Raw genomic sequence first — 24,763 nt, forward strand, 5'->3', positions numbered from 1 at the left:
ATTTTATTTAAATTACGATATTCACAATACGGTGAGGGACTACAATGATTTTTTTAGGGGTTTTGCCTTCCAAAATTTGTTGCATTTTCTCATTCGAAATCACCAAATCTTCCACTTCCTTGGCAGATAATTGAGCTGAAAGTGAAATTTTGAACTTCATTTTACCATTTACACTTACCGGATACTGAATTTCGTCCTCAACCAGATAATCTTCATTTAATACCGGGAACTGTTCAAATTCAATAGACGTATCATGTCCTAACAAATTCCATAGTTCTTCACAGATATGAGGAGCATACGGAGAGATGATAACGGCCAGCGGCTCTAAAATATTGCGCTTATTGCATTTTATTTTCTGAAGTTCATTAACAGCAATCATAAACGACGATACAGAAGTATTGAAAGAGAAGTTTTCAATATCATATACCACCTTCTTTATTAAGGTATGTAAAATTTTGTATTCTGCTTTTGTAGGTTCTTCTTCTGAAACTTCAAATGTATCTTCGCTGAAATACAGATTCCAGAATTTTTTAAGGAAACCATATACTCCACTTAATCCCTGCGTATTCCAAGGCTTGGATTGTTCTAATGGACCCAGGAACATTTCATACAGTCTTAAACCATCAGCGCCATACTCTTCACAGATATCATCAGGATTAACAACATTGTATTTTGACTTGGACATTTTTTCTACTTCACGATCTGTGATGTATTTTCCATCTTCCAGGATAAATTCTGCATTAGCATAATCAGGTCTCCAGGCTTTGAAAGCTTCAGTATCCAATTCGTCTGAAGTCCCTTTTAATAAGGATACGTCAACGTGGATCTGTTGAGTCTGGTAATCTTTTGCTAAGTTTTTAGATACATATTGGTTGGTTCCGTCAATTCTGTACACAAATGCACTCATTCCCAAGATCATCCCCTGGTTGATCAATTTCTGGAATGGCTCATCATGATTGATATATCCTCTGTCTTTTAAGAACATGTTCCAGAAACGGGAATATAATAGGTGGCCTGTTGCATGTTCGCTTCCTCCTATATATAAATCTACTTGTCCCCAATAGTCTGAAAGATCTTTGGCACAGAATTCTCCGTCATTCTGAGGATCCATATATCTAAGGAAATACCATGAGCTTCCAGCCCAGCCCGGCATTGTAGATAATTCTAACGGGAAAATAGTTTTATCATTAACAAGATTTGTAGCAACTACTTTTTGGTTAGCTTCATCCCAGGCAAATTCTTTTGCATTTCCTAATGGCGGATCTCCGTCTTCTGTTGGTAAATATTTTTCAACTTCAGGAAGTTGTAATGGTAAAGCAGAAGCAGGCAATGTGTAAGGCATCCCATCCTTATAATATATAGGAACAGGTTCTCCCCAATAACGCTGTCTTGAGAAAATAGCATCACGCTGTCTGTAGTTCGTTGTTCCATGACCGATTCCTTTAGTTTCGATCTCGGAAATTATTTTTGACTTTGCGTCGTTATAATTCAATCCGTTTAAGAAATCAGAGTTTACACAAACGGAATCTTTGGAATCAAAAGATTTTTCCTGAATGTCTTCTTCTGTCTCTACAACTTTTTTAATTTCAAGGTTGAATTTCTTTGCAAATCTGTGGTCACGTTCATCATGTGCCGGAACAGCCATCACTGCTCCTGTTCCATATCCCATCAATACATAGTCTGAAATATAGATTGGCATTTTTTCGTTGCTGAACGGATTGATTGCATAACTTCCTGTGAAAGCTCCACTCACGTTTTTCACGTCAGACATTCTGTCTCTTTCCGTTTTTTTGGAAGTTTCTTCAATATAAGTATCTACTTCTACTTTTTGAGCATCAGTAGTAATAGTTTCTACTAAAGGATTTTCTGGAGCCAATACCATAAAAGTTGCTCCAAATATAGTATCAGGTCTTGTCGTGAATACCTCAACGATTTCATCGTGGCCTTCTACCTGAAACTGAACCTGCGCTCCCTGAGATTTTCCTATCCAGTATTCCTGAGAATCTTTCAAAGGCTGTGGCCAGTCTAAAGTATTCAATCCTTGTAATAATCTTTCAGAGTAAGCAGAAATTCTCATACTCCACTGCATCATTTTCTTTTGGAAAACAGGAAACCCTCCTCTTTCAGATTTTCCGTCTTTTACTTCATCGTTTGCCAATACAGTTCCTAACGCAGGACACCAGTTTACAGTGGTTTCTGCTCTGTAAGCAAGACGATAGTTTAACAGGATATCTTCTTTATCAAGATCAGAAGCCATTTTCCATTCTTCTGCTGTGAAATTTAATTCGTCGTTCTGATTGGCATTTAATCCTTCCGTTCCTTTTTCTTCAAAGTGTTGAATCAGGGAATCAATAGATTCTGCCTTGTCGGTATTTTTATTATACCATGAGTGGTACAGCTGGATAAAGATCCACTGTGTCCATTTATAGTAAGAGGCATCTGAAGTTCTCACTTCTCTGCTCCAGTCAAATGAAAATCCGATTTTTCTTAACTGCTCTTCGTATCTGTTAATATTTTGTTCTGTAGTAACAGCCGGATGCTGCCCTGTCTGGATAGCATACTGCTCAGCAGGAAGTCCAAAACTGTCATATCCTACGGGGTGAAGAACATTAAACCCCTGATGTCTCTTATATCTTGCATAGATATCAGATGCTATATATCCCAGCGGGTGACCTACGTGAAGACCTGCTCCGGATGGATACGGAAACATATCGAGTACGTAAAATTTGGGTTTATCTGTGTTATTAGAGGTTTTATAGGTTTGATTTTCCTCCCAGTATTTCTGCCACTTTTTTTCTATCTGCTGATGATCGTAAAACACTTTATATATATGTTATATGTTAGACTTTAAAATATTGAATTATTTTTCTTTTTAACAAGATTCACAAAAATAATGATTTTAAAGTAAATGGAAATTTAATTTATGATGAATTGCAATTCTATCCCCAACAAAAAAATCCCATCCGGAGATGAGATCTGTTTTATATCCTGAAGTACATCCTATTATTGAGTAATTCTTTTGAAGGTATATGTTCTTGTCTGGAATATAGTAGGATCCTGAGTTTCCTCTCTTACAGCAAGATTGAGCGTTGTAGCATCCAAAGTAATAACCTTTGCATTTTGCGGCTCTACGATCCCCTGGATTTTCATTTGAACGTCTTTTCCTTCCTTATTATAGGTATAATTGAATTTTATATCAGAAAGAATAGCACACTGGCCAGGTGTAGCGGTATCTCCCCAGTTCGTTTTTCCTCCTTTGGAGTCAACGCTGAAAAACCATCTGGTCTGCTTCTGACAGTCAGTATAAGTAATCGTGTTAGAAACCGGGTCTTCACCAACCTCTACAGTGGTAACTACTTCTTTTAACGGTTGCCATGTCCCAACTAGAGGAGCTTCCAGAACAGGATCATTGTCATCACTACATCCTGTAGCTGCAAACAAAGACAAACCTGCAAATAGTAATGCTAATTTCTTCATAGATCAATTTTTTCAAGCGCTAAAATTATAATTTTTTTGATTTATATTACTATTTTTTATGAAAAATTATTTCATCGACCTTTATTTATATATATTTTAAAACCCTCAGACCTCATTTTCCCTTTATTTAACAAATAATGAATACATGAACCCATTCATTTTATTAAAAAAGTTATTTTTGCAAAAAAGAAAATACAAATGCAGGATATTACGAAAAACAATTTTGATTTTATACGCGTTCTCCTTGCCTTTATTGTCTTTCTCGGACATCTGGGCACCCTCAGTAATTCTCCTGATCTTAAAATTTTTGAGCACAGCCCTATAGAAATTGCCGTTTTCGGTTTCTTTGCAGTCAGCGGATTTCTTATAGCAAGGAGTTATGACAGGTCTTCAAGCCTGAAAAGTTATTTAAAAAAGAGAATCAAAAGAATTGTTCCCGCTTACTTATTGGTTATTTTTTTATGTGCAATTTTATTAAGTTTGGTAAGTACATATTCTTTCACCGAATATTTCAGTAATACACAAGTTTACAAATACCTTTTCTGGAATTCATTATTTTTAAATTTCAAAGCACCCTGGCTTCCCGGAGTTTTTGGAAATCAAGCAGTAAATGGTGCTCTTTGGACACTGAAAATAGAAATGTGCTACTATTTCGCAGTACCGTTGTTGTTTTTGCTTTTTGGAAAGAATAATAAATACAGAAATATAAGTTTGATTATTTTATACTTTTTGTCACTTATTTATCTAAATTATTTTGAATCATTACATAAAATTTCACTTGCTAAACAGCTTCCCGGAACATTATCCTATTTTATCCCTGGAATGTTGATTTACTTTAATTTTGATAAATTTATCAAACATAAAAATATAATTTTCATCATCGCTCTCGCTACCGCTTGGATTGATTTATACTTAAAAATTCAGCTTTTTTCCCCAATGATGATCGGTGTTATCGTAATGTATATTGCCTATTCATTCAAATTCTTAAATAATTTTGGAAAATATGGTGATTTCACATACGGAATTTACATTTTTCACTTCCCAATTATCAGAACTTTCCAGACTTTAGGGTTATTTGAAGATTACAATCCGTTTGTAATGGCTCTGGTATGCATGTTGGTAGTCATTGCTGTAGGGGTAAGCTCATGGCATTTTTATGAAAAAAGATTTTTATAATTTTACAGTCTCAAAAAACATAAATGAAAGATCTTGTCTCCATTATCACTCCCTGTTATAATTCGTCAGAATTTATCGAGGAAACCATACAGTCTGTTCTTAACCAAACCTATGAAAACTGGGAATGGCTGATTACTGATGACCTTTCCACAGATAATACTGTTGAGATCATCAGAAAATATAATGATCCAAGAATAAAACTACAGGTACTGGAAAAAAATGGCGGAGCAGGAAATGCCAGAAACAATAGCCTGGAAAGAGCTCAGGGAAGATATATTGCTTTTCTGGATTCTGACGATTACTGGTATCCGGAATATCTGGAAACAATGACGGATTACATGCAGGAACATAATGCAGAACTGGTCTACTGCAATTATTCCAGATGTGATGAACAGCTTCAGCCTATTCTAAAAGATTTTTTGGCTGATAAAGTCGTTACGTTCTCCAATCTGTTGAAGACATGCCGTCTGGCACCGGTTTCTACGATGTACGATACCAAAAGAGCAGGTAAGTTTTTGTTCCCTGTAAAAAGTAAGCGTGAAGATCATGTCATGTGGCTTAATCTTTTAAAAGTAATTCCTGAAGGGATTCCTGTACAAAAGACCCTGGCAAAATACAGAATGCGCGAAAACAGTGTTTCCAGAAAGAAAAAAAACATCATCAAAGATCAATATCTTGTCTATAAAGATTTCATGGGATTTTCAACAGTAAAATCATTGTATTATACAGCTAACTGGGCACTGAACGGATTCATGAAATATTCGAAAATTTTCAATTAATGGAGTATTCAAAAGAGTTTAAAGCCGCTCTGAGCGCTTTTTCCGCTACCGAGAAAGACAAACTTATTTTCAGACTTCTGAGAAAGGATAAATTACTGTCGAAAAAGCTGTATTTCGAACTTATTGATCCGGAAACTACAGATGATAAGAGAGATGCAATGGAGGAAATTGTAACGGAAAAGGTTCTTTTAGCCTCAAAATACACCGGAAACGCTCCCTATTTCCTGACGATCATCCGAAAGATAAGTGCAGAGATTACTGAACACATCAAAATTACCACAGATAAATTCGGGGAAGTTTCACTGAATCTTCTTCTTATCAATAAAATCCTGGAAAACAACAGTGACCTCAGCAGACAAAGGTTTGATAATGTTTACAAGCTTTATATTTATGTCATCAACAAATTATTCAAATCTTTGACTCTTATTAAAAAACTGGATGAGGATTACTGGATGGAAATTGATGAATATCTGCGTGACACCCAAGAGAAGATCTCAGAAAATCATTATCTACAAAAACTTTGCGTCAACAATGGCCTTGATACCAGCTGGCTGGAATGTGACAGGATTCCTGAAAACATAGATCAGATCATGAAGGAAATGAAAAGCCAGGGATATTTACGATAAAATTTTCTCCAGAATCATTTTGGTAGAATCTGGTTTTCCATCTACAAATTTTTCCGCATTTTGAGACATTTCTGTAAGCTCTTCCTGATTGTCTTCATTCATAAGAAATAAAACAAATTCTGCAGCTGTATATTCGTCTGAAAATGATTTCCCACCGTTCGCAGCGATGAGATCATCGGCTTCCGGATTCTTTTTGTACTGATTTCCAAAAATCACAGGAACGCCAAAAGTTGCCGCTTCCAGAATATTATGAAGTCCGGCATCATGAAACCCCCCTCCTACAACAGCTGCATCTGCGTAAGAATATAATTTTGACAGTAAACCAATGCTGTCTATAATCAGAACCTGAGTGCTGGAAATATGAATGTTTTGAATTTGGCTGTATAATAAAGCATCGGGAAATATATTTTGCAAATGTTCTACTCTTTTCAGATCATGTGGTGCTATGATGAGTTTCACCGTATTGTTTTTACGGGAAATCACTTCTGCTATCTTTTCTTCAGCATGCCATGAGCTCCCAAAAACTACAGCTTTATGATCTCCTTTAAAGTCTGCTATAAAGTCTACATGGTTGTTCCGTTCACGAAGTTGTTTTACTCTGTCAAATCTTGTATCTCCCGTTACGGAAGATTTTATCAATCCCACACTTTTAGCCAAGGCTAAGGAAAACTGAGTCTGATGAAAAAACCAATCTACATCTTTCTGAAGCTGCTTTACAAACCATTTACCATAGGAAGTAAAAAAGGATTGTCTCTCATAGAACAGAGCGGAAATAACGTATATTTTTGTCCCTTTACTTTTCAGTTCAGCAAGCAGATTATACCAATAATCATATTTAACCGTAAAAAATAGTTCAGTATTAAACTGCGATATAAATTCCCTCACAGTATGTTTTTTATCGAATGGCAAGTAACAAATAACGTCTGCGATGTATTTCTTTTTAATGACATTCTCATATCCTGAGGGAGAGAAAAAAGTCACCAAAATTTTATGCTGAGGGAAATTCTCTTTAAGCTTCTCCAGGACAGGTAATCCCTGCTCGTATTCTCCCAAACTGGCAGCATGCATCCAGATTACTTTATCTGTTTTTGTAAATGCTGATTTTACTTTATCCAAAGACTGCTTTCTTCCTTCAACGCCTTTTTTAGTTTTATCATTAATCAATGCAAAAACCTTCATTCCGAAAGTAAGGAGACTGATAAATATAGTGTATAGAAAAGCCATTTTAATTATTCTTTTATTTCAATTCTATCGTGATCCGCAGGTGGATTGGATATGACTAAAAATTCGATTTCTTTGGTGGATTCATTGGAGATATAATGTTTTGATTCCTGTGCAATAGAAATAGACTCCCCCTGTTTAACCTGGAATTTCTCTTCATTAATATAAAATACAGCTTCTCCTTTCAGAATATAAAAAAACTGCTCTGCTACTCTGTGAAAGTGCAGTTTTTCTGATGTTCCCGCAGGCATTTTTTCCTGCTTCACAGATAAGCCTTTTGTGTTTTTCAGAATCCAGCTGTCACAATGGTTTCCCCAGATATAGTGCTCAGAATTATCTTTAGAATGTATCATTTGAATATATGGGCAATAAAAAGTAGTGCAGGAGTAAATAACACAACGGATAAAAATATGGTGGCAAATGAAATTTTGGGTTTTGCCTGATCATCTGCAGCATATCTGAACATATAGTCCTGAATATTTGTAAAAATGATTGCCAGTACAACAAAAAGTATTCTCAATCCAATTTTCATAATTAAAAACTGAGCATTCATATTCTGATCTGTAATTTCTACAGGGAAATTAGTATCTTCAGGATGTCTTAATCCATAGACGAACAGGGCATATAGCCCAAGAGCTAATACAGGCATCAGAAATGCATATATTTTCCCACCAAATCCATCAGCCTTTCCTTCCATATCAAAATGTACAGGAATTCTCTCTGGCAATGCGCTATAGTTTTTCAGGGTAAATCCCCACAAAAAAGCGACCCATCCAAAATTAAAAATATCAAAAATTATAAAAAGAGTATTTTCCATTTCAGATGAGATTGAATTAGGATTAAATTACACTTTTCAATACTCTCAGCTTGTGAGTATGCTTGTTCATTTCTTTATTGAAAATCCCTGTGGAATCCAATGTATCAATTCTTACTTTCCCGGAAGCATGAATGATCTTTTGATTACCCAGCATAATTCCTACGTGGATAATTTTTCCTTCTGCATTTTCAAAGAATGCAAGGTCTCCGGGCTGTGTTTCCTCTATAAAAGTAAGCGGCTCTCCTACCTCAGCCTGTTGTGAAGCATCTCTTGGAATTTTAATATTGTGAATTTTATATACCAGTTGAGTAAATCCTGAGCAGTCTACAGCAAAAAAGCTTTTGCCTCCCCACAGATAAGGTACATTAAGGAATTCTTTTGCCGTAAGGGCAATACTTTCACGTACATCATGACTTCTTCTTGAAGCAACCACCGGGAACTCCACTTCTGATCCCATAGACAATAGTGTCTTCCCATCATTCATTAAAACGGAAGAAAAATCTTCAGTAACGACAGTCACTTTTCTGCCTGCCAGCTCTTCATCCGTTACCGGTTTCAGCTGTTTGGTATCCATCCATCCTTCATAGCCGTCGTAATGCATTTTTATTTTGGTCCAGTTTTTATCTACTTCCAAAATATCTGCACTTTCTCCAAACAATATTTCCGTAACAATTTCAGCTCTGTCAGAATTCTCTGCACGAACCGGCGCTACTGTAACAATACAAATTCCTTTATTCATTAACTCTCAATTTAAAGATTGAATAATTTAAGATTAAAATACGATCTGTACAATCTTTAACTATTTTACTCTTTGAATATTTTAATTACTTTCTGCGAAGAAAGTTGACTCCATCACGCAAAGGTAAAATAAGATTTTCAAAATCTTCGTCTTTTGCCGCCAAATCATTCAATTCCTGGATAGACTGCGTAGATTTCAATTTCGGATTTTCTTCAAGCACTTTCCCGTACCACAAAACATTATCAAACAAAATTACCGTTCCGGATTTGGTGTGAGGTTTTATCAATCTAAAATATTCTGCATAATTTTCCTTGTCAGCATCCACAAAAATCAGATCAAAAAACTCATCTGTTTCTTGCAAGAATTCTTTGGCATCCTGAAGTTTAAAATCAATCTGATTGGCATATTCACTGGTCTCAAAATACTTTTTCGGCAAATAGGCAAGATCTTCGTTCACATCCAGCGTTGTAATTTTCCCCTCTTTTGCCAATCCTGATGCAAGGCATAGAGTAGCATATCCTGTGAATGTTCCTATCTCCAAAATACTTTTTGGCTGCAGCATCTGGGAAATAATAGTCAATAACCTTCCCTGCTGGTATCCGGAAATCATATGAGGCTGTGTCGTCTTTTGATAAGTCTCTCTTCTCAGTTTTTTCAGAATTTCGGATTCCGAAGAAGCGTGTGCTTCCAAATATCTGTCCATTTCAGGATTCTTTTCTTCAAAAAAACTCATACAATTTTAATTTAAAACAAATTTAAGGATTTTAAAGCTAGTTTTTAAATTCAACAAGAAGATACAAAAAAGAGAGAAATTAATCCCTCTCTTTTTCTTAGCCATATCTAAATTTTATGTAAAAATCATTATACTGCTATACAATATTGTCTTATACCAGCACAAACCCATCCTGGGCAACACTCTGTTTGTGGGCTAGTACAAAATATCTGTGGATTACATCCTCTAATAGCACCTTGTACAGTTTTCATTTCTACTCTTGAAAGTTTTTTTGAATTTTTCATAATTATTTTGTTTAGTATTAATTTCCTACTCTTTAAGATTTTCGGACACCTCTTTTTTATTTCCTTTTAAAGGGATTTAAATATACACATTCTTTTGTTAACCAAACAATTATACGCTAATAATTGGTTAGAAATTAAAAAAACACATCATACCGGGAAAACCCCCATATAAAATACCGTGAAAATACGGATGGTATTTTTGTGGTATCCGTTGTAAGTTTGCAATGAGAATAAGGGGTAAAAACACTAAGAGAAACAAGATGATTGCAGGAGAGACACAAACTAACCATGGGAATCACAAAAAAGTTATGCTGAAAGGCAAAACTGATTCTTCTGCAGCAAAAACTAAGAAAGAAATATCCACTTCATTTTTGCTACGAATTATTTCACTCCTGAAAAAGGAAGAATTAATTTGATTAAAAATAGATCCCGGCCACCTTCGGGATTTATTTTTTTTTAAGCAGTAGTATCTCTTTTCAAACTCCATCAGCTATTCTTCCTGATCATTGGATCAACAATCTAATCCCATTCCGGGACCAACATTTCCCAACTTCAATTCAAAAGAACTTTTCTGAGTTCATCTGACAAACCATTGTTATAAACATCAATAAAAACAGTCTGGATTATCATTAAGCAGCCTGTTATTCCGGGGTCCTCATATTTCCAATCTTCACATTTCAATATTACAGGTTAAAGTCCTTATAAAAAAACAGGATAAACACTTATTCTTAAGCACTTACATAATTCTACATTTGATCTAAGTTTCTCAACCATGAAACACTCACACGAGGAGGCCCCCGAAAATCCTAAAACAGAGTAGGGATATTTTAAAACAACCACATGAAAACAAAGACTTTATTTTTAATTGGAGCAATAGTGGGACTTGTTATGATATTTTCCCAGCTAAAGCCTCAGGAAATGTCTTTTTATAAAGAAAAAGGCAATTACATTGTAGACAACAATTACATCCTTAAAGATGTTAAAAAAATTTCTGATGAAGACATGAAGAGTTTATTAAAACTACAAAAACTCCATCAGAATAGTTTGGGTACCAATTTTATTATATACAAAATCAACAGACAGTATATCATCCGCGGATGTTTAATGAAAGCTAATATCGACTGGAAAAAATACGGTGACCTAAGAGCTAAAGTAGATGGCATCCTGAAAAAATACGGAGCCAAAGAACTTGGAACGGATTATTATGCAATTCAAAACAATCAGGTTGCTACTAATGCTGCCCTGCTGAGCCAGAAAGATATTGCTTCTTTAGGTAAACTTACCATAAGAGGTGCTGAAGAATATACGATCTGTCCGCCAACTATGGGAAGAAAGAATCTTACCAATGTGATCATAAAATCTTACAAAGTCAATACAGCTATTGATCCAAGAATCAATGTAAAACTTAATAGTGTGTTGGCTAACTACAAATAACAGTTAAAGGCTGTTTTTGTTCTGAAGACAGCCTTTTCTTAAATCTTTTTGTCATGAAAAAAAAGCTTCAGTTATCCGGAATATTCATTATCATATTGATGGTATTTACCATTGGTATGAAGGGAACGTTTGATGGCTACTACGGTTTTTATTATGAAAACAAAAACTATGATAAACCTCTGGTTTATGTGATATCAGAGAACTTTGCCCAATCAAAACCTATCAATATGTTTACAGCTTATACCGGTTTTGATACCGGATATGGTTTTTATGCACCGAATGTTGCCAGTGATTTTGTAATGAGCTTTGAGCTGAAAGACAAGAATGGAACTCTCCTGGAACAAAAGACCATGCCTTATTTCAAAAGTAAGGAGAGCAGAGTGAGATATACTACTGTCTTTAATATGTTTCTGGATAAAATTTCCGATAAAAATACCTATGACAAAAAATATTATCAGTATCTGGATATTATTATCAGACAGATTGCAGCACATGTGATGAAAGAAAACCCAAAAGCTGCCAGTGTTACTACAAAACTTTATCTGTACGACTACCCTACTATTGCAGATTTTAAACAGGGAAAAACGAATGAAAATCTTATTCTTATTGATGAATTCAAACATTAAAGTGATGAAAAAGCTGAATGTACTTTATACCCAACTTGAAAGCTTCTTTTTCAAACAGGACAATCAAACGGAATTCTTAAGCTTCTTCCGTGTTGCTATAGGAACTGTTATCCTCTTACAGTTTCTCGCAGTGATCCCGGATTTTGACAAATTATTTTCAAGCAGCAGTATTATTCCACAGGATATTATGAGTGTTTTCACTCCTGACTGGCTGATTACTTTCTCAAAAATCATCACCTTTTTACAGGGCTTCGGCATTGAAGAAAGTACAACAATTGTGATGACCAAAATATCATTTATTACCTTGTGCATTTTGATCATTACCGGATTTTATTCCAGAGGCTCTGCACTTCTTTTACTTATACTTCAAATTGCATTACTCAAAGGAAGTTCTTTCTTTGCATATGGTGCAGACTTTTTCACAAGCATGTCTTTATTTTATCTCATCCTTTTTCCTTCAGACCAACATTTTTCACTCAGGAATTTTATTTTCAGTAGAAAATCACGAGAGATAAATACCACACCGGTAAAAAGATTATTTCAGGTTCATATTTCAATTGCTTACTTCTTTTCCGGACTGGATAAAGCTTTAGGTTTCAACTGGTGGAACGGAGAATCTATCTGGAAAGCCATTCATCTGCCCTATTCCAACAGAGATCTGAATTTTGATTTCAGCTGGCTTACAGAACATTCTTATCTCTTAAGTTTCATGGGATGGAGTACCATTATCATCGAGATGTGCTACCCGTTTTTCATCTGGTACAAACCGACTCAGAAGACATGGCTTTTCCTAACAATTTCTATGCATATAGGAATCGCACTCGTTCTTAATTTATACTACTTTTCAGCTATTATGATCGTATGGAATATCACCAATTTTTATTTTGAGCAAACAGCGAAAAAAGCAGTTCCTTATTCAAAGAAAAAAATATCAGCTCATTATATTCCGAAACAGATTAACTCATAAAAAAATAAATCCCGAATTGCTTCGGGATTTATTTGTATGTATGGTTGAGTGATTATTTCTTAGGAGCGATATCCATCAGTTTCATAAACTCATCAAGCTTAGGCATAATGATGATTTCCGTTCTTCTGTTTTCGCCTCTACCTGAAACGCTCATGTTCGTTGCTTTCGGGTTGTACTCAGAACGACCTCCAGCTGTAATTCTTGCCGGATCTACTCCAAACTGAGTCTGAAGAACTTTAGCCACAGAAGTACCTCTCAATGCAGAAAGATCCCAGTTGTCTCTCGGAAGATTTGGAGAGTTCAGTGGAGCATTATCTGTATTACCCTCGATCAATACTGAATATTTATCGTAGTCATTGATTACTTTTGCTACTTTACCTAACACTTCCTGAGCAGCAGGCAGAATGTTGTAATCTCCTGTTTTGTATAACATATTATCTGAAAGAGAGATCATTACCACTCCTTTCAATACCTTCACCTGTACATCCTGATCTGATACATTATCTAAAGATCTCTTCAGCTTGTTAGACAACGCCAGGTTCAGGCTGTCATTCTTAGCATTGTTAGAGATCAATTGCTTGATATAAGAATTGGAAGCATTGATTTCTCCTACCAGTTTATCAATATTAGCAGAACTTTTTCCGGTATTGGAAAGACATGCATCAAGTGATGATTTTAAAGCATCATGCTGGCTTTTCAGCAAGTTATTTTCACCGGACAATGCAGAGTTCTGAGACTTCAAATCCTGAATTTCTCTCTGTCTTTCTCCGATATTTTCAATACACTGCTTATAGTTTGAGCTCAAAGCATCATACTGCTTCTTGCTGACACAAGATGTCATTCCCAGCGCCATTGCAGAAACTGCTACAATTTTTAAAATCTTCATAAATAATCATTTTTAGACTACTCAAAGTTAGGAAAATTCAATTGAATTATATCGGTTATCTTTGCATAAAAGAAATTCTCAACATCTATGTTGGAAAAATCAAGCTTTATCAGTCAATTAAAAAATCTCGTTCACGAACCGGAAAATCATACGTATCTTCTGGCGGTAAGCGGAGGAGCAGATTCTATAGTTCTTGCCTCTTTATTCAGGGATTTTGGGAACAAAAACCAAGATTCAGAATTCCAGTTTCACGTTGCCCATATCAATTATAAACTTCGTGGTAATGATTCGGATCTGGATCAAAAAACAGTGCAAGATTTTTGTGAGAAAAATCATATAAAATTTCATTTGTATGAAGTTTCGGAAAAGGATCGAAAACCTGAGAATTCTATTCAGCTTTGGGCGAGGGAACTTCGATATACCTTTTTTAAAGAAATTCAGAAAAAGGAAAAACTGGAATTTCTGGTTACTGCTCATCATCTGAATGACCAGCTGGAAACATTCATCATCAACCTTTCCAAAGCTGCTGGCATCAACGGACTCAGTGGGATTCCATCAAATGACAATTATATTCTCAGACCGCTATTGAATTTTTCAAAAAAAGAAATTTATCAGTTTGCTGAGGAAAATACGATTGAATTCCGGGAAGATTTGTCTAATAAAAAAAATGATTACCTGAGGAATAAGATTAGAAATGAGATTGTTCCGATGCTGATGGAAACCAACGACCATTTTCTGGAAAACTTCAAAAAAAGTTCTTTGTACCTGAACCAAACTAAAGATTTTGTCCAGAAACAGATTCAGGAGATCGAAAATCGTCTTACGGTATTTAACCAAAACAATAAAATCTTATCAAAGGAAAAGCTGGATCAGGAAAGCGACTTCGTAAAATTTGAAATTTTAAAAAAATACGGATTCAACCAGGAGGAAGAAATACCAAAAATTTTTAAAGCCGAAAACAACAGTTCATTTTTTTCAAAAGAATATCAGTTGATTGTCAATCGTGATGAACTGATTTTTATTGACAAAAGCAATGAAAAGGAAATCGAAGAGGAAATTGTACTGATTGATCATTTTGATTTTTCCGAAAACCAAATCAACATCAATCTCGTAGATTACATTGAAAGCATTGATGGAATCAATAAGGGGTTTGAATGGGATTTTGATGCTGACAAACTTCATTTCCCACTACGTTTGAGAAAACAAAAAGAGGGTGACGAGTTGTATCCAACCGGTTTTTCCGGGAAAAAGAAAGTTTCTAAGTTTTTTAGGGACGAAAAATTATCTATTTTAGCGAGGCAAAAAATCTGGATACTGACTGACAGTAATGATTCTGTACTAGGGATCATTCCCTTCAGACAGGATAGAAGATATGCAAAGAATGAGAAGACAAAATGGAGTCTCAAAATTTTTAATGAAATGAACAATGAAATTTAGAAATTGGTTTTTATTAATTCTACTATTTTTAGCGACAGGGATTAATGCGCAAATAAAAAATCCTGTAAAGTTTAAATTCACCATCAACGACCTGGGAAACAATCAGTACGAAGCTGTATTGAATGCTACTATGGAAAGCGGATGGCACATTTACTCAAAAGATTTACCGGAAGATACCGGAATTCCTACTGAGTATAAAGTTACGGGAAAGAATATTGAACTGATTGGGAAGTTTACCGAAGTAGGTAAAAAACATGAAGAGTTTTCTGAAGCTTTTGGTGGAACAATTGTCTTCTACTCCAATTCAGCAGGATTTAAGCAGAAATTTAAATTAAAAGATCCGACAAAACCTGCAGATGTCACGTCTGAAATTACTTATCAGACTTGTGACGACAGAGTTTGTCTTGCTCCCAATACATTAGAATTCAACCAAAAAGTTACCCCAAAAGGGGCAACAGAAGAGGCCGCAACTGAGGAAACAGCGGCTCCTGTAAAAGACTCTGTAAAAATAACTGAAACGGTTACTGAGAATCCTGCCAAAACAGAAGTTGCGATCACAGAAACTTCAAAACTGGATCCTAAGCAGCTGAAAATTGAAACGATAGATTTCAAAAAACCATTAACAGATTGTGGTACTGCTTCTACTAAAGTGGACGAAAATTACTGGACCTATTTATTCCTAGGATTTATAGGCGGTCTGATCGCGTTGCTTACGCCTTGCGTTTTCCCAATGATTCCATTAACAGTTTCATTCTTTACGAAAGGCAGCAAGAACAAAGCGAAAGGAAAAAGAGATGCTCTTATTTATGGGTTTTTCATTCTTCTTATCTTCGTTTTATTAAGTATTCCTTTCCACATTATCGACGGGATTGCAGGAAATATCTTCAACGAGATTTCTACCAGCGTATGGCTGAATATCGCCTTCTTTATCATTTTCATTTTCTTTGCCGGAAGTTTCTTCGGATATTATGATATCACTTTACCGAGTTCAATTGCTAATAAATCTTCTAAAGCGGAAGAAGCAGGAGGACTTATCGGTATTTTCTTCATGGCATTGACATTGGTGATTGTTTCTTTCTCCTGTACAGGGCCAATTTTAGGAAGTTTACTAGGAAGTGCAGTAACGGGTTCTACTAACGTTCCGATGTTATTGACATTTGCATTGGCAGGATTTGGTCTTGCCTGGGCAATCATTTTCGGACTATTGGCTTTATTCCCGCAAGCATTACAAAGTCTTCCGAAATCCGGAGGATGGATGAATACGGTAAAGGTAGTTTTAGGTTTCGTAGAATTGGCTTTAGCCTTGAAATTCTTATCTAAAGCAGATCTTGTTTCTAAGACATTCTTCTTAAAAAGAGAACTTTTCATTGCAATCTGGATCATCGTAGCATTAGGATTAGCATTATATTTATTAGGATTCATCAGATTCCCGCATGATGATAAAAAGCCTAAAATATCCATTACAAGAAAGATATTAGGCGCATTGGGAATAGGTTTTGTAATCTATTTAATCCAGGGATTAATACCATCTGACCGTCCAAAACTGCAGTTGTTAAGCGGGATTTTACCTCCACTGAACGTAAGTTATTTCCATGATGAAAAAGATGGAATTTTAGGAATGCATCCGGAACACGACTTCTTCAAAGCAATAGAACTTGCCAAAAAAGAAGATAAACCTATTTTAATTGACTTCACCGGATACGGTTGTGAAAACTGTAGAAAAATGGAGGAGTTTGTATGGAGCGAACCAGATATCTTACCTATCCTTCAGAACGATGTAGTATTAGCATCTCTGTATGTGGATGACAAAGAAGAGCTTCCGGAGGATCAAAAAACTAAAATTGACCTTGGTGAAGGGCAGATCAAAAAGGTAAAAACAATCGGTGACAGATGGAGTTTATTCCAGCAGGTTAACTTTAACAATAACTCGCAGCCTCACTATGTTTTGATAACTCCGGACGGAAAAGTAATCAATACTCCGGTTTCAGGATATATGCCAAAAGAGGATTTCAAGAAATTCTTGGAATGCGGTGTTAATTACTATAAAAAGAGTAAATAAAACATTTACATATCATTGAAAAACTCACACTTTACCGTGTGAGTTTTTTTATTTCTAATGACTTGAATAAACATCAAAATAAATTAATTACATTAGAGCAAACTAATACCCAATCAAAAAAAATGAGAAACTTTACGGTGATTCTATCATTATTCTTAACTTCTATTTTGTCCGCCCAGACTGCTCCTTCCATTCAATGGCAAAAATCTATGGGCGGAAGTAATGTAGATATGTTTCATTTTGTTGAGCAAACTTCCGACGGGGGATACATTATTTCAGGTTCTACCTTTTCCAATAATGGAGACCTTACGGGAAATTTTGGCAGCAGGGACGCATGGATTCTTAAGTTGAGTTTCAACGGAAGCATAGAGTGGCAAAAATCATTAGGAGGCAGCCAGGCAGAATTATTCCAGTCTATACGGGAAACTTCCGATGGAGGTTATATTCTCGCAGGAGCATCAACTTCTGTAGATGGCGATCTTACCAACAACAACGGTCTTGAAGATTATTGGATTGTAAAATTAGATTCAGTTGGAAATATAGAATGGCAAAAATCTATGGGTGGAAGCGATCGTGATATTGCACAAGATATTTTGCAAACGTCTGACGAAGGATACATTATTGCCGGAACAAGCTATTCTACTGATGGTGATATACTGGGAAGCCATGGAGGTTCAGATATCTGGATCATTAAAACAAATTCCACAGGAAATATACAATGGCAAAAGTCTTTAGGCAGTAGTTCAGCCGAAGAAGTACAATCTATTCAACAAACTTCTGATAATGGATATATTATTGGAGGGACCACCGGAAATATTGCAGATGGAGATGTCACACAGATATATGGAGGAACAGACTATTGGATCGTAAAACTGGATTCGGATGGGAATATACAATGGCAGAAATCTTTAGGCGGAACCGGATTTGATGTTGTCCATTCTATCCAACAGACTTTTGATGGAGGTTATATTGTTGCTGGAGTATACGAAAGGGCAATTCCTCCCTATGCTCTAAATTCCGATTATGGCATCATAAAACTAGCCAGTAATGGAGATATACAGTGGCAAAAATTTTTTGGAGGAAGCAACAGTGAGGTCGCCAACTCTATTCAGCAAACCGCTGATGGGGGATATATTATTGCAGGATTTTCCAATTCTAACAATGGCGACGTGCTAGGAAATCATGGTAACAGTGATTTCTGGATTTTAAAAACAGATAATACCGGAACGCTTCAATGGCAAAAATCTTTAGGCGGAACTGGTAATGAGAGCGCAGGATCTATCCGAAAGACAGTGGATGGTGGATATATTATTATTGGATATTCCAGCTCCAACAATGGAGATGTTTCAGGGAACCACGGAAACATTGACGGGTGGATCGTAAAATTAGGCCCGCAACAATTAGGAATCTCGGAAAGTCAGAAAATGAATCAACCTAACCTCTACCCAAATCCGGCAAAAGATTTCTTTTATGTGGACCATCTTCCAAAAGGAACTGTTATGGACATTATTGATATGTCAGGAAGAAAACTTTTATCCAAAAAAAATAATGAGGAAAAAATAAAAATCAATACTTCTATATTCTCAGAAGGAATCTATATTGTGCAAATAAAAAACAAAGACGGAATCATTTTCTCAAAGAAAATAACCGTCAGCAGATAGTTTATTGATAAAATTCAGTCATTCACCAATAACATCAATACATTATTTAAGCTTAGAAAAATAATTATTTTTATTATAATCAACTAAATAAACAATAAAACACCAAGCGTAGTGTAAAATTAATTATATTTGAATAACTATCACCAATTCAAATACATATGAGATATTATATATTTACTTTTTCATTCCTTACCTATTCATTATTTACAGCTCAGACTGCTCCATCGATAGAATGGCAAAAAGCCTTAGGAGGAACTCAGGGCGAAACCGCGCATTATACCCAGCAAACTTCTGATGGAGGGTACATCATGGCCGGAGATACATCATCAAACGACGGAGATGTTAGTGGAAACCATGGCGAAGGAGATGGATGGGTAGTAAAAATGGATGGCAATGGAAATATACAATGGCAAAAAGCACTGGGAGGAAGTAATAATGATATATTTCAGTCTATCCGCCAGACTACAGATGGAGGATACATTGCCGCCGGATCTTCTAAATCTACAGACGGAGATACTACTGTAAACCATGGGAATTTTGATTTCTGGGTGGTAAAATTGGATAACTCCGGAAACATACAATGGCAGAAATCTTTAGGAGGAAGCGGTATTGATGAAGCTCAATCTATTCAGCAGACCGCCGAAGGAGGATATATTGTTGCCGGAACCTCCAGTTCTAATGATGGGGATGTGAGTGGGAATCAGGGAGGACAGGATTATTGGGTTGTAAAATTGGATAGCTCCGGAAATATACAATGGCAGAAGTCATTGGGAGGAAGTGACAGCGATCAGCTGAATTCTGTTCAGCAAACTTTTGACGGAGGATACATTATTGCAGGAACCACCGTATCTACAGATGGCCATATTACTGTAAGCTACGGAAACAACGATTTTTGGGTGGTAAAACTTGATCTTTCCGGAAATATACAATGGGAAAAAACACTGGGTAATATTGGTGATAATTTGGGATATTCTGCACAACAGACTTTCGATGGCGGTTATATTGTGGTGGGTACTTCTTATGACCCCACAAACATTGAAAACGGTCTTCCTGATTATTGGGTAGTAAAACTAAATAATAGCGGAGTTATACAGTGGGATAAATATTTGGGGGGAAGCCTTCATGACAACGCAATAACAATAAGACAAACCCCTGAATGGGAATATATTGTCGGAGGCTGGACAATTTCCAATAACGGACAGGTAACTGGAAATCATGGCGATCTGGACTATTGGATCGTAAAACTGGATACTAATGGAAACCTGAAATGGGAAAAAACTCTGGGAGGTCCAGACACCGAATACTTTAGCTCTATTGAGCTAACCAATGATAATGGATATATTGTTTCAGGAAATACATTTTCTACAAGTGGAGATATTACAGGAAATCATGGGTTAATTGATGCCTGGGTTGTGAAACTAAGCCCGGAACAATTAGGAATCTCAGAAAACCACCCGACAAATAAGCCTAACCTCTACCCTAACCCCTCAAAGGATTTCTTTTATGCGGATCATCTTCCCAAAGAAACAGTTATCAGCATCACGGATATGTCCGGAAGAAAACTTTTCTCTCAAAAATATAACGAAGAAAAAATAAAAATCAATACTTCTACATTCTCAGAAGGAATCTACATTGTGCAGATCAAAAACAAAGACGGAATCATTCTCTCCAAGAAAATAACAGTCAGCAGATAAGTTATTGGTAAATATTTAAGCTTAACAAAATAATTATTTCTTTATAATTGAAAAACTCACACTTTATTGTGCGAGTTTTTTTTATAATCTTCAGACAAAGAGTATCCTGAAAATTTAATAATCAGTAAACCAACAACATCATGATTATCGGTTTAAAAAAAATAGATTAAAAAGACAGGAAAGTTTAAAATCGCCATAAAAACAATCAATAAATTCATGAATCTATTAATTATTCATCAAACAAGGCATATGTTTTGCAAGAATTATACAACAAATACCGTTTAACATTTAAAAACTTTCAATCATGGCAGAAGTAATTGCACAAGAAAAACAAGGCAGCAAACAAAAGAAAAAAATGATCAGAGTAGACATGACTCCTATGGTAGATCTGGGATTCTTACTCATCACGTTCTTCATGTTCACCACTAACTTTACAAAACCTAATGTAATGGATTTAGGATTACCAGCAAAAGATCCAAACCCTGATCCAAAAAACATTAATGTAATTGGCGATAAAAACCAGATTACATTTATCCTTGGAAAAGACAACCGTGTGTTTTATCATCAAAGTAATGCTACAGACTTAACTACAGGAAATCTTAAAGAAACAGATTTCAGTGGAATAAAAATTTCAAAAATTATTTCTGAAGCTTATAAAAATGCACCGGCACCTAAAAACTTCACCGTAATTGTGAAGCCAACAGACGAAGCCAATTATAAGAATTTTGTGGATATGCTGGACAACCTGGCCATTTCCAAAAAAGAACGATATGGCGTAACCGATATCAAGCCTTGGGAAACAAAGATTTACAAGGAATTAACTCAATAAAAGATAAAGGGCATTTTTAAAATGCTCTTTTTTGTTTACATTTGAAAGGAAAATTGATCTGCAGTACGTAAAAGCTGTATTATTTTTAACCTTCTATAATTTTGAAATCATGCTGAACTTTGAAAGAAAAGGAAACGGAAAAGAAGCATTGGTACTTCTTCACGGATTTATGGAAAACCTATCCATCTGGAGCGATATGGAGCATCATCTTTCCAAAGATTTTTCACTGCTCAAAATTGACCTTCCCGGCCACGGACAGTCTGAAATTCTTGCGGAAGTTCACACCATGGAACTGATGGCCGAAGAAGTAAAAAAAGTTTTAGACGATCAGCATGTAGAAAAAGTTCACCTTTTGGGACATTCCATGGGAGGATACACCTCTCTTGCTTTTGCAGAAAAATATCCCAACTCTTTAAAAAGCTTAACTTTATTTTTCTCTACTTATTTTCCGGATGATGAAGAGAAAAAACAACAGCGCATCAAAAGCTACAGGATCATTAAGGATGCATTTGCCCATTATGCAAGAGCGGGCATTCCCAATTTATTTAATCCAAATGAAAGGGATATCCTGGAAGGAAAAATTGAAATTGCTCTTGAAACAGCCCTATCTACAAATAATCTGGGGGCTCTTGCCTGTGTGAAAGGCATGGTGGAAAGAACCGACAAAAAACATATCCTGGAAAATCTGGAAGCTAAAATTTTAGTATTAGCCGGCAAGCATGATAACGCAGTGAAAACTGACATGATGATCAAACATCTTCCGGACAGGACAAATATCAAATCTTATATTCTGGACTGCGGACACAACGGACATTGGGAAAAGCCCGGCATCTGTGCTGAAATCATCAATACGGAACTTCTCCACAACCTTCCTAAAAAACTTGTTTTATAACATCAGTTTCCTGATAGATTAAAATCGCCTTTAATAAAAAATCCTGTATATTAGTAGAGGATAATTTTGTCAATGGCTTTATTTTCATTCAAAAAAAAGAAACCACCGGCACCACCGGTTATCGGGCTTACACTTTCAGGCGGAGGAATGCGTGGGATTGCCCATATTGCCGTACTGAAAGCTCTTGAAGAATATAATCTGAAACCGCACATTATCTCCGGAACCAGCGCAGGTTCTATTATTGGTGCTTTTTATTCTTTTGGAAAAACACCGGATGAGATGATGGAAATTGTACGTCAGACCTCTTTTTTTTCCCGATCAGCTTTAAAATTATCAAAAAACGGAATTTTCAGCTCCAATTTTATTCTAAAACTGCTTAAAGATTATTTACCGGAAGACAATTTCAACATTTTAAGAATCCCTATATATGTTGCTGCGACAGAGATGACCCATGGTATTGTGGACTTTTTCTCTGAAGGAGAACTTTTCGGTCCATTACTGGCTTCTTCCAGTGTTCCTTTTATTCTTCCTCCGGTAAGGATAGGGGAAAAAATTTATGTAGATGGCGGTGTTCTGGATAATCTTCCCATTGAACCTATCATGGATAAATGCAACTTCCTTATTGCATCCCATGTGAACTCCATCAGCTACGATCAATTAAACAAAATGAGTCTGATGAAAGAATTTGACAGAATCCTTCACTTAGCCATTGCAAAATCTGTGTATTCTAAGGCAAAATACTGTAATATTTTTTTAGATCCGCCTAAGATGACGAAATACAGCCTTTTCAACAAACGATATATGGATGAAATGTTTCAGCAGGTGTATGAATATACCTGTCAGGAACTTGAAGAGAAAGGATTTCGTAAAGTTTTGTGAGTTTGAAAAGTTCCGGAAGTTTATCAGATCAGGGACTTTCTTTTTGCCTGTTACAGGCCTTCCTCTTTTACTTTATTTTTGAAGGTTTCTATAGTTCCGGATAAAGACTCCAAAGACTTTCCTCCGGCGGCATTGATGTGTCCGCCTCCATTGAAATATTTTCTTGAGAATTGGTTTACATCCACATCATCTTTACTTCTGAACGAAATTTTAACAAAATCCTCATACAGATCTTCCATGAAAAATGCAGACATTTTTACGCCTCCAATGCTTAAACCATAGTTTACAAAACCTTCCGTATCTCCTTTCTGGAAGCCCAATTCTTTTAATTCGTTTCGTGTAAGGCTTAAAACTGCTACCGTTCCATCATTCACCACTTCTATTCTCCCCAGAACCAAAGCAAGCAAATGCAGACGGGAAACGGTATTGGTATCCCAGGTATTGGATGTGATCATCGCCGGATCTGCACCATTTTCAATCAGGTTAGCAATAATTCTGTGTGTCGTAGCACTGGTAGAACGAAAACGGAACCCTCCTGTATCGGTCATAATTCCGGTATAAAGGCATTCTGCCATATCCTGATTCACCAGTTTCTCATCATTCATTGCTTCAATGAAATGATAGATCATCTGTGAAGTTGCCGGAATTACGGTATCAGAATAAACAAAATCAAATTTTTCCGGCTGCTGGTGGTGGTCAATAAGAATTTTCTTCCCCTGAGCTTTCACCAGCCAATCTCCTAATAATCCAATTCGTGATGGAGAATTAAAATCCAGACAGAAAATAACATCTGCTCCTGCAATCATATCAGATGCCAGCTTTCTTTTATATTCTGCAATAATAACTTTTTTAGACTCCGGCATCCATTTCAGAAATTTAGGAAAATCATTAGGTACAATAACTTCAGCATGAATTCCTTTTGCTTTCAGATAGTGCTTCAATCCCAAACTTGAACCAATAGCATCTCCATCCGGGTTGTAATGGGTAAGGATAACTATTTTGCTCTCTTGAGTAAGTAATGTATTGATATCTAAAAGTTCTGCTGGTGTAAACATCTGGTGTTTATTTTCGTTAAAATTAAAGTTTTCAAAGATAGAGCTTTTATATAAATCATTTAAATATTATTTTTGCACAGAGAAATGGTATTCTTATCAGGGGTTTGCCATTCTTCAATAAAAAAACATTGCATTTAATTTAAAAAAAATAATAATTAAAGTTTGTAACTTATAAAAATTTATATATCTTTGCAACCTGAAAATTAATAGATTAATTACGATTTAAACATATAGTAATGAGTAAAAGAACATTCCAGCCATCAGAAAGAAAAAAGAGAAACAAACACGGTTTCAGAGAAAGAATGTCTACGCCAAATGGAAGAAGAGTTTTGGCTGCGAGAAGAGCTAAAGGCAGAAAGAGTTTAACTGTAAGTGCTGCACGCGCTAAGAGATAATCTTTTTATTATCATATACAAAACATGCTTGAGAAGTTCCTTTTCAGGCATTTTTTGTTGTTAAAATTTACTAAAATTTAGGCTAGATCAACATCTT

At 35.8% G+C, this 24,763-nt stretch carries 24 protein-coding genes; 14 read left to right on the top strand and 10 right to left on the bottom strand.

The window, feature by feature from the left end:
* Positions 1 to 7: 7 nt before the first annotated feature.
* Both leuS and KYG33_RS12330 read right to left on the bottom strand, forming a co-directional pair.
* Positions 8 to 2,821 carry a leucine--tRNA ligase gene (leuS, locus tag KYG33_RS12325; protein WP_219071829.1) on the bottom strand — a complete coding sequence of 938 codons (2,814 nt, stop codon included), beginning with the start codon at positions 2,819 to 2,821 and terminating at the stop codon, positions 8 to 10.
* 182 nt (positions 2,822 to 3,003) lie between these two features.
* Positions 3,004 to 3,477: a lipocalin family protein gene (locus KYG33_RS12330; RefSeq protein ID WP_077418833.1), complete on the bottom strand. Its 474-nt coding sequence runs from the start codon at positions 3,475 to 3,477 to the stop codon at positions 3,004 to 3,006.
* Positions 3,478 to 3,675: 198 nt separating this feature from the next.
* Here KYG33_RS12330 and KYG33_RS12335 point away from each other — a divergent pair, with 198 nt between their 5' ends.
* From KYG33_RS12335 to KYG33_RS12345, 3 genes are read left to right on the top strand one after another with little or no spacing between them, the layout of a single operon-like run.
* Positions 3,676 to 4,653, top strand: coding sequence for an acyltransferase family protein (locus tag KYG33_RS12335; RefSeq protein WP_077418832.1), 978 nt, complete (start codon positions 3,676 to 3,678; stop codon positions 4,651 to 4,653).
* 23 nt (positions 4,654 to 4,676) lie between these two features.
* On the top strand, positions 4,677 to 5,432 hold the full coding sequence (locus KYG33_RS12340) for a glycosyltransferase family 2 protein (protein ID WP_219071830.1): 756 nt from the start codon (positions 4,677 to 4,679) through the stop codon (positions 5,430 to 5,432).
* Positions 5,432 to 6,058 (top strand): deoxyuridine 5'-triphosphate nucleotidohydrolase, encoded by a 627-nt coding sequence (locus KYG33_RS12345; RefSeq protein WP_219071831.1) that lies wholly within the window; start codon positions 5,432 to 5,434, stop codon positions 6,056 to 6,058. Before KYG33_RS12340 ends, KYG33_RS12345 begins: the two co-directional genes overlap by 1 nt.
* On the opposite strand, the gene KYG33_RS12350 is transcribed toward KYG33_RS12345, so the two are convergent.
* The 6 genes from KYG33_RS12350 to KYG33_RS22620 form a co-directional block, all read right to left on the bottom strand.
* Positions 6,050 to 7,282 carry a 3-deoxy-D-manno-octulosonic acid transferase gene (locus KYG33_RS12350; protein ID WP_219071832.1) on the bottom strand — a complete coding sequence of 411 codons (1,233 nt, stop codon included), beginning with the start codon at positions 7,280 to 7,282 and terminating at the stop codon, positions 6,050 to 6,052. The two genes, KYG33_RS12345 and KYG33_RS12350, sit on opposite strands and share 9 nt — an antisense overlap.
* A 5-nt stretch (positions 7,283 to 7,287) precedes the next feature.
* Entirely contained in the window at positions 7,288 to 7,632 is a 345-nt protein-coding gene (locus tag KYG33_RS12355) for a cupin domain-containing protein (protein WP_077418828.1), read from the bottom strand.
* Entirely contained in the window at positions 7,629 to 8,096 is a 468-nt protein-coding gene (locus tag KYG33_RS12360) for a DUF1648 domain-containing protein (protein ID WP_077418827.1), read from the bottom strand. The genes KYG33_RS12355 and KYG33_RS12360 overlap by 4 nt, the downstream gene beginning before the upstream one ends.
* A gap of 22 nt (positions 8,097 to 8,118) precedes the next feature.
* The gene (locus tag KYG33_RS12365) at positions 8,119 to 8,835 is read right to left on the bottom strand and encodes a C40 family peptidase (protein WP_047385994.1); all 717 of its coding nucleotides are present in this window, start codon (positions 8,833 to 8,835) and stop codon (positions 8,119 to 8,121) included.
* Positions 8,836 to 8,920: 85 nt separating this feature from the next.
* Positions 8,921 to 9,568: an O-methyltransferase gene (locus KYG33_RS12370; RefSeq protein WP_077418826.1), complete on the bottom strand. Its 648-nt coding sequence runs from the start codon at positions 9,566 to 9,568 to the stop codon at positions 8,921 to 8,923.
* A 128-nt stretch (positions 9,569 to 9,696) separates the two neighbouring features.
* Positions 9,697 to 9,852: a CCPGW family putative bacteriocin gene (locus KYG33_RS22620; RefSeq protein ID WP_410493605.1), complete on the bottom strand. Its 156-nt coding sequence runs from the start codon at positions 9,850 to 9,852 to the stop codon at positions 9,697 to 9,699.
* An 840-nt stretch (positions 9,853 to 10,692) separates the two neighbouring features.
* Here KYG33_RS22620 and KYG33_RS12375 point away from each other — a divergent pair.
* Genes KYG33_RS12375 through KYG33_RS12385 form a run of 3 tightly spaced genes read left to right on the top strand, consistent with a single transcriptional unit; the run spans position 10,693 to position 12,879 of the window.
* Entirely contained in the window at positions 10,693 to 11,286 is a 594-nt protein-coding gene (locus tag KYG33_RS12375; RefSeq protein WP_077418824.1) for a hypothetical protein, read from the top strand.
* 53 nt (positions 11,287 to 11,339) lie between these two features.
* Positions 11,340 to 11,912: a hypothetical protein gene (locus KYG33_RS12380; protein WP_077418823.1), complete on the top strand. Its 573-nt coding sequence runs from the start codon at positions 11,340 to 11,342 to the stop codon at positions 11,910 to 11,912.
* On the top strand, positions 11,896 to 12,879 hold the full coding sequence (locus tag KYG33_RS12385) for an HTTM domain-containing protein (protein WP_257468767.1): 984 nt from the start codon (positions 11,896 to 11,898) through the stop codon (positions 12,877 to 12,879). The genes KYG33_RS12380 and KYG33_RS12385 overlap by 17 nt, the downstream gene beginning before the upstream one ends.
* 52 nt (positions 12,880 to 12,931) lie before the next feature.
* On the opposite strand, the gene KYG33_RS12390 is transcribed toward KYG33_RS12385, so the two are convergent.
* Positions 12,932 to 13,765: an OmpA family protein gene (locus tag KYG33_RS12390; protein WP_047385985.1), complete on the bottom strand. Its 834-nt coding sequence runs from the start codon at positions 13,763 to 13,765 to the stop codon at positions 12,932 to 12,934.
* 87 nt (positions 13,766 to 13,852) lie between these two features.
* On the opposite strand from KYG33_RS12390, the gene tilS reads away from it, so the two are divergent.
* The 7 genes from tilS (at position 13,853) to KYG33_RS12425 (ending at position 23,216) form a co-directional block, all read left to right on the top strand.
* Positions 13,853 to 15,202 carry a tRNA lysidine(34) synthetase TilS gene (tilS, locus tag KYG33_RS12395; protein WP_219071833.1) on the top strand — a complete coding sequence of 450 codons (1,350 nt, stop codon included), beginning with the start codon at positions 13,853 to 13,855 and terminating at the stop codon, positions 15,200 to 15,202.
* Positions 15,192 to 17,261, top strand: coding sequence for a protein-disulfide reductase DsbD family protein (locus KYG33_RS12400; RefSeq protein WP_077418820.1), 2,070 nt, complete (start codon positions 15,192 to 15,194; stop codon positions 17,259 to 17,261). The genes tilS and KYG33_RS12400 overlap by 11 nt, the downstream gene beginning before the upstream one ends.
* A 122-nt stretch (positions 17,262 to 17,383) precedes the next feature.
* Positions 17,384 to 18,922 (top strand): T9SS type A sorting domain-containing protein, encoded by a 1,539-nt coding sequence (locus KYG33_RS12405; protein WP_219071834.1) that lies wholly within the window; start codon positions 17,384 to 17,386, stop codon positions 18,920 to 18,922.
* A 158-nt stretch (positions 18,923 to 19,080) separates the two neighbouring features.
* Positions 19,081 to 20,616, top strand: a complete 1,536-nt coding sequence (locus tag KYG33_RS12410; RefSeq protein ID WP_219071835.1) for a T9SS type A sorting domain-containing protein — start codon at positions 19,081 to 19,083, stop codon at positions 20,614 to 20,616.
* 304 nt (positions 20,617 to 20,920) lie between these two features.
* On the top strand, positions 20,921 to 21,445 hold the full coding sequence (locus KYG33_RS12415) for a biopolymer transporter ExbD (RefSeq protein WP_077418817.1): 525 nt from the start codon (positions 20,921 to 20,923) through the stop codon (positions 21,443 to 21,445).
* 109 nt (positions 21,446 to 21,554) lie between these two features.
* Positions 21,555 to 22,337, top strand: a complete 783-nt coding sequence (locus tag KYG33_RS12420) for an alpha/beta fold hydrolase (RefSeq protein ID WP_077419351.1) — start codon at positions 21,555 to 21,557, stop codon at positions 22,335 to 22,337.
* A gap of 72 nt (positions 22,338 to 22,409) precedes the next feature.
* Positions 22,410 to 23,216, top strand: a complete 807-nt coding sequence (locus KYG33_RS12425) for a patatin-like phospholipase family protein (protein WP_180564695.1) — start codon at positions 22,410 to 22,412, stop codon at positions 23,214 to 23,216.
* A 50-nt stretch (positions 23,217 to 23,266) separates the two neighbouring features.
* On the opposite strand, the gene KYG33_RS12430 is transcribed toward KYG33_RS12425, so the two are convergent.
* Positions 23,267 to 24,271 carry a DHH family phosphoesterase gene (locus tag KYG33_RS12430; RefSeq protein ID WP_077418815.1) on the bottom strand — a complete coding sequence of 335 codons (1,005 nt, stop codon included), beginning with the start codon at positions 24,269 to 24,271 and terminating at the stop codon, positions 23,267 to 23,269.
* Between the two features lie 236 nt (positions 24,272 to 24,507).
* Here KYG33_RS12430 and rpmH point away from each other — a divergent pair, with 236 nt between their 5' ends.
* Positions 24,508 to 24,666 (top strand): 50S ribosomal protein L34, encoded by a 159-nt coding sequence (rpmH, locus tag KYG33_RS12435; protein WP_034701860.1) that lies wholly within the window; start codon positions 24,508 to 24,510, stop codon positions 24,664 to 24,666.
* Positions 24,667 to 24,763: the final 97 nt, after the last annotated feature.

Origin of the sequence: Chryseobacterium sp. D764, from assembly GCF_019317325.1 — a bacterium.
Classification (GTDB): Bacteria; Bacteroidota; Bacteroidia; order Flavobacteriales; family Weeksellaceae; genus Chryseobacterium.

What these genes read in the sequence shown, in the direction of transcription:
- KYG33_RS12380 (WP_077418823.1), top strand. Translation starts at nt 11,340, where the DNA reads ATGAAAAAAAAGCTTCAGTTATCCGGAATATTCATTATCATATTGATG.
- KYG33_RS12335 (WP_077418832.1), top strand. Translation starts at nt 3,676, where the DNA reads ATGCAGGATATTACGAAAAACAATTTTGATTTTATACGCGTTCTCCTT.
- KYG33_RS12390 (WP_047385985.1), bottom strand. Translation starts at nt 13,765, where the DNA reads ATGAAGATTTTAAAAATTGTAGCAGTTTCTGCAATGGCGCTGGGAATG.
- KYG33_RS12350 (WP_219071832.1), bottom strand. Translation starts at nt 7,282, where the DNA reads ATGGCTTTTCTATACACTATATTTATCAGTCTCCTTACTTTCGGAATG.
- KYG33_RS12345 (WP_219071831.1), top strand. Translation starts at nt 5,432, where the DNA reads ATGGAGTATTCAAAAGAGTTTAAAGCCGCTCTGAGCGCTTTTTCCGCT.
- KYG33_RS12415 (WP_077418817.1), top strand. Translation starts at nt 20,921, where the DNA reads ATGGCAGAAGTAATTGCACAAGAAAAACAAGGCAGCAAACAAAAGAAA.
- KYG33_RS12370 (WP_077418826.1), bottom strand. Translation starts at nt 9,568, where the DNA reads ATGAGTTTTTTTGAAGAAAAGAATCCTGAAATGGACAGATATTTGGAA.
- KYG33_RS12360 (WP_077418827.1), bottom strand. Translation starts at nt 8,096, where the DNA reads ATGGAAAATACTCTTTTTATAATTTTTGATATTTTTAATTTTGGATGG.
- tilS (WP_219071833.1), top strand. Translation starts at nt 13,853, where the DNA reads ATGTTGGAAAAATCAAGCTTTATCAGTCAATTAAAAAATCTCGTTCAC.
- rpmH (WP_034701860.1), top strand. Translation starts at nt 24,508, where the DNA reads ATGAGTAAAAGAACATTCCAGCCATCAGAAAGAAAAAAGAGAAACAAA.
- KYG33_RS22620 (WP_410493605.1), bottom strand. Translation starts at nt 9,852, where the DNA reads ATGAAAAATTCAAAAAAACTTTCAAGAGTAGAAATGAAAACTGTACAA.
- KYG33_RS12430 (WP_077418815.1), bottom strand. Translation starts at nt 24,271, where the DNA reads ATGTTTACACCAGCAGAACTTTTAGATATCAATACATTACTTACTCAA.
- KYG33_RS12400 (WP_077418820.1), top strand. Translation starts at nt 15,192, where the DNA reads ATGAAATTTAGAAATTGGTTTTTATTAATTCTACTATTTTTAGCGACA.
- KYG33_RS12410 (WP_219071835.1), top strand. Translation starts at nt 19,081, where the DNA reads ATGAGATATTATATATTTACTTTTTCATTCCTTACCTATTCATTATTT.
- KYG33_RS12420 (WP_077419351.1), top strand. Translation starts at nt 21,555, where the DNA reads ATGCTGAACTTTGAAAGAAAAGGAAACGGAAAAGAAGCATTGGTACTT.
- KYG33_RS12330 (WP_077418833.1), bottom strand. Translation starts at nt 3,477, where the DNA reads ATGAAGAAATTAGCATTACTATTTGCAGGTTTGTCTTTGTTTGCAGCT.
- KYG33_RS12425 (WP_180564695.1), top strand. Translation starts at nt 22,410, where the DNA reads ATGGCTTTATTTTCATTCAAAAAAAAGAAACCACCGGCACCACCGGTT.
- KYG33_RS12385 (WP_257468767.1), top strand. Translation starts at nt 11,896, where the DNA reads ATGAATTCAAACATTAAAGTGATGAAAAAGCTGAATGTACTTTATACC.
- KYG33_RS12365 (WP_047385994.1), bottom strand. Translation starts at nt 8,835, where the DNA reads ATGAATAAAGGAATTTGTATTGTTACAGTAGCGCCGGTTCGTGCAGAG.
- KYG33_RS12340 (WP_219071830.1), top strand. Translation starts at nt 4,677, where the DNA reads ATGAAAGATCTTGTCTCCATTATCACTCCCTGTTATAATTCGTCAGAA.
- KYG33_RS12355 (WP_077418828.1), bottom strand. Translation starts at nt 7,632, where the DNA reads ATGATACATTCTAAAGATAATTCTGAGCACTATATCTGGGGAAACCAT.
- KYG33_RS12375 (WP_077418824.1), top strand. Translation starts at nt 10,693, where the DNA reads ATGAAAACAAAGACTTTATTTTTAATTGGAGCAATAGTGGGACTTGTT.
- KYG33_RS12405 (WP_219071834.1), top strand. Translation starts at nt 17,384, where the DNA reads ATGAGAAACTTTACGGTGATTCTATCATTATTCTTAACTTCTATTTTG.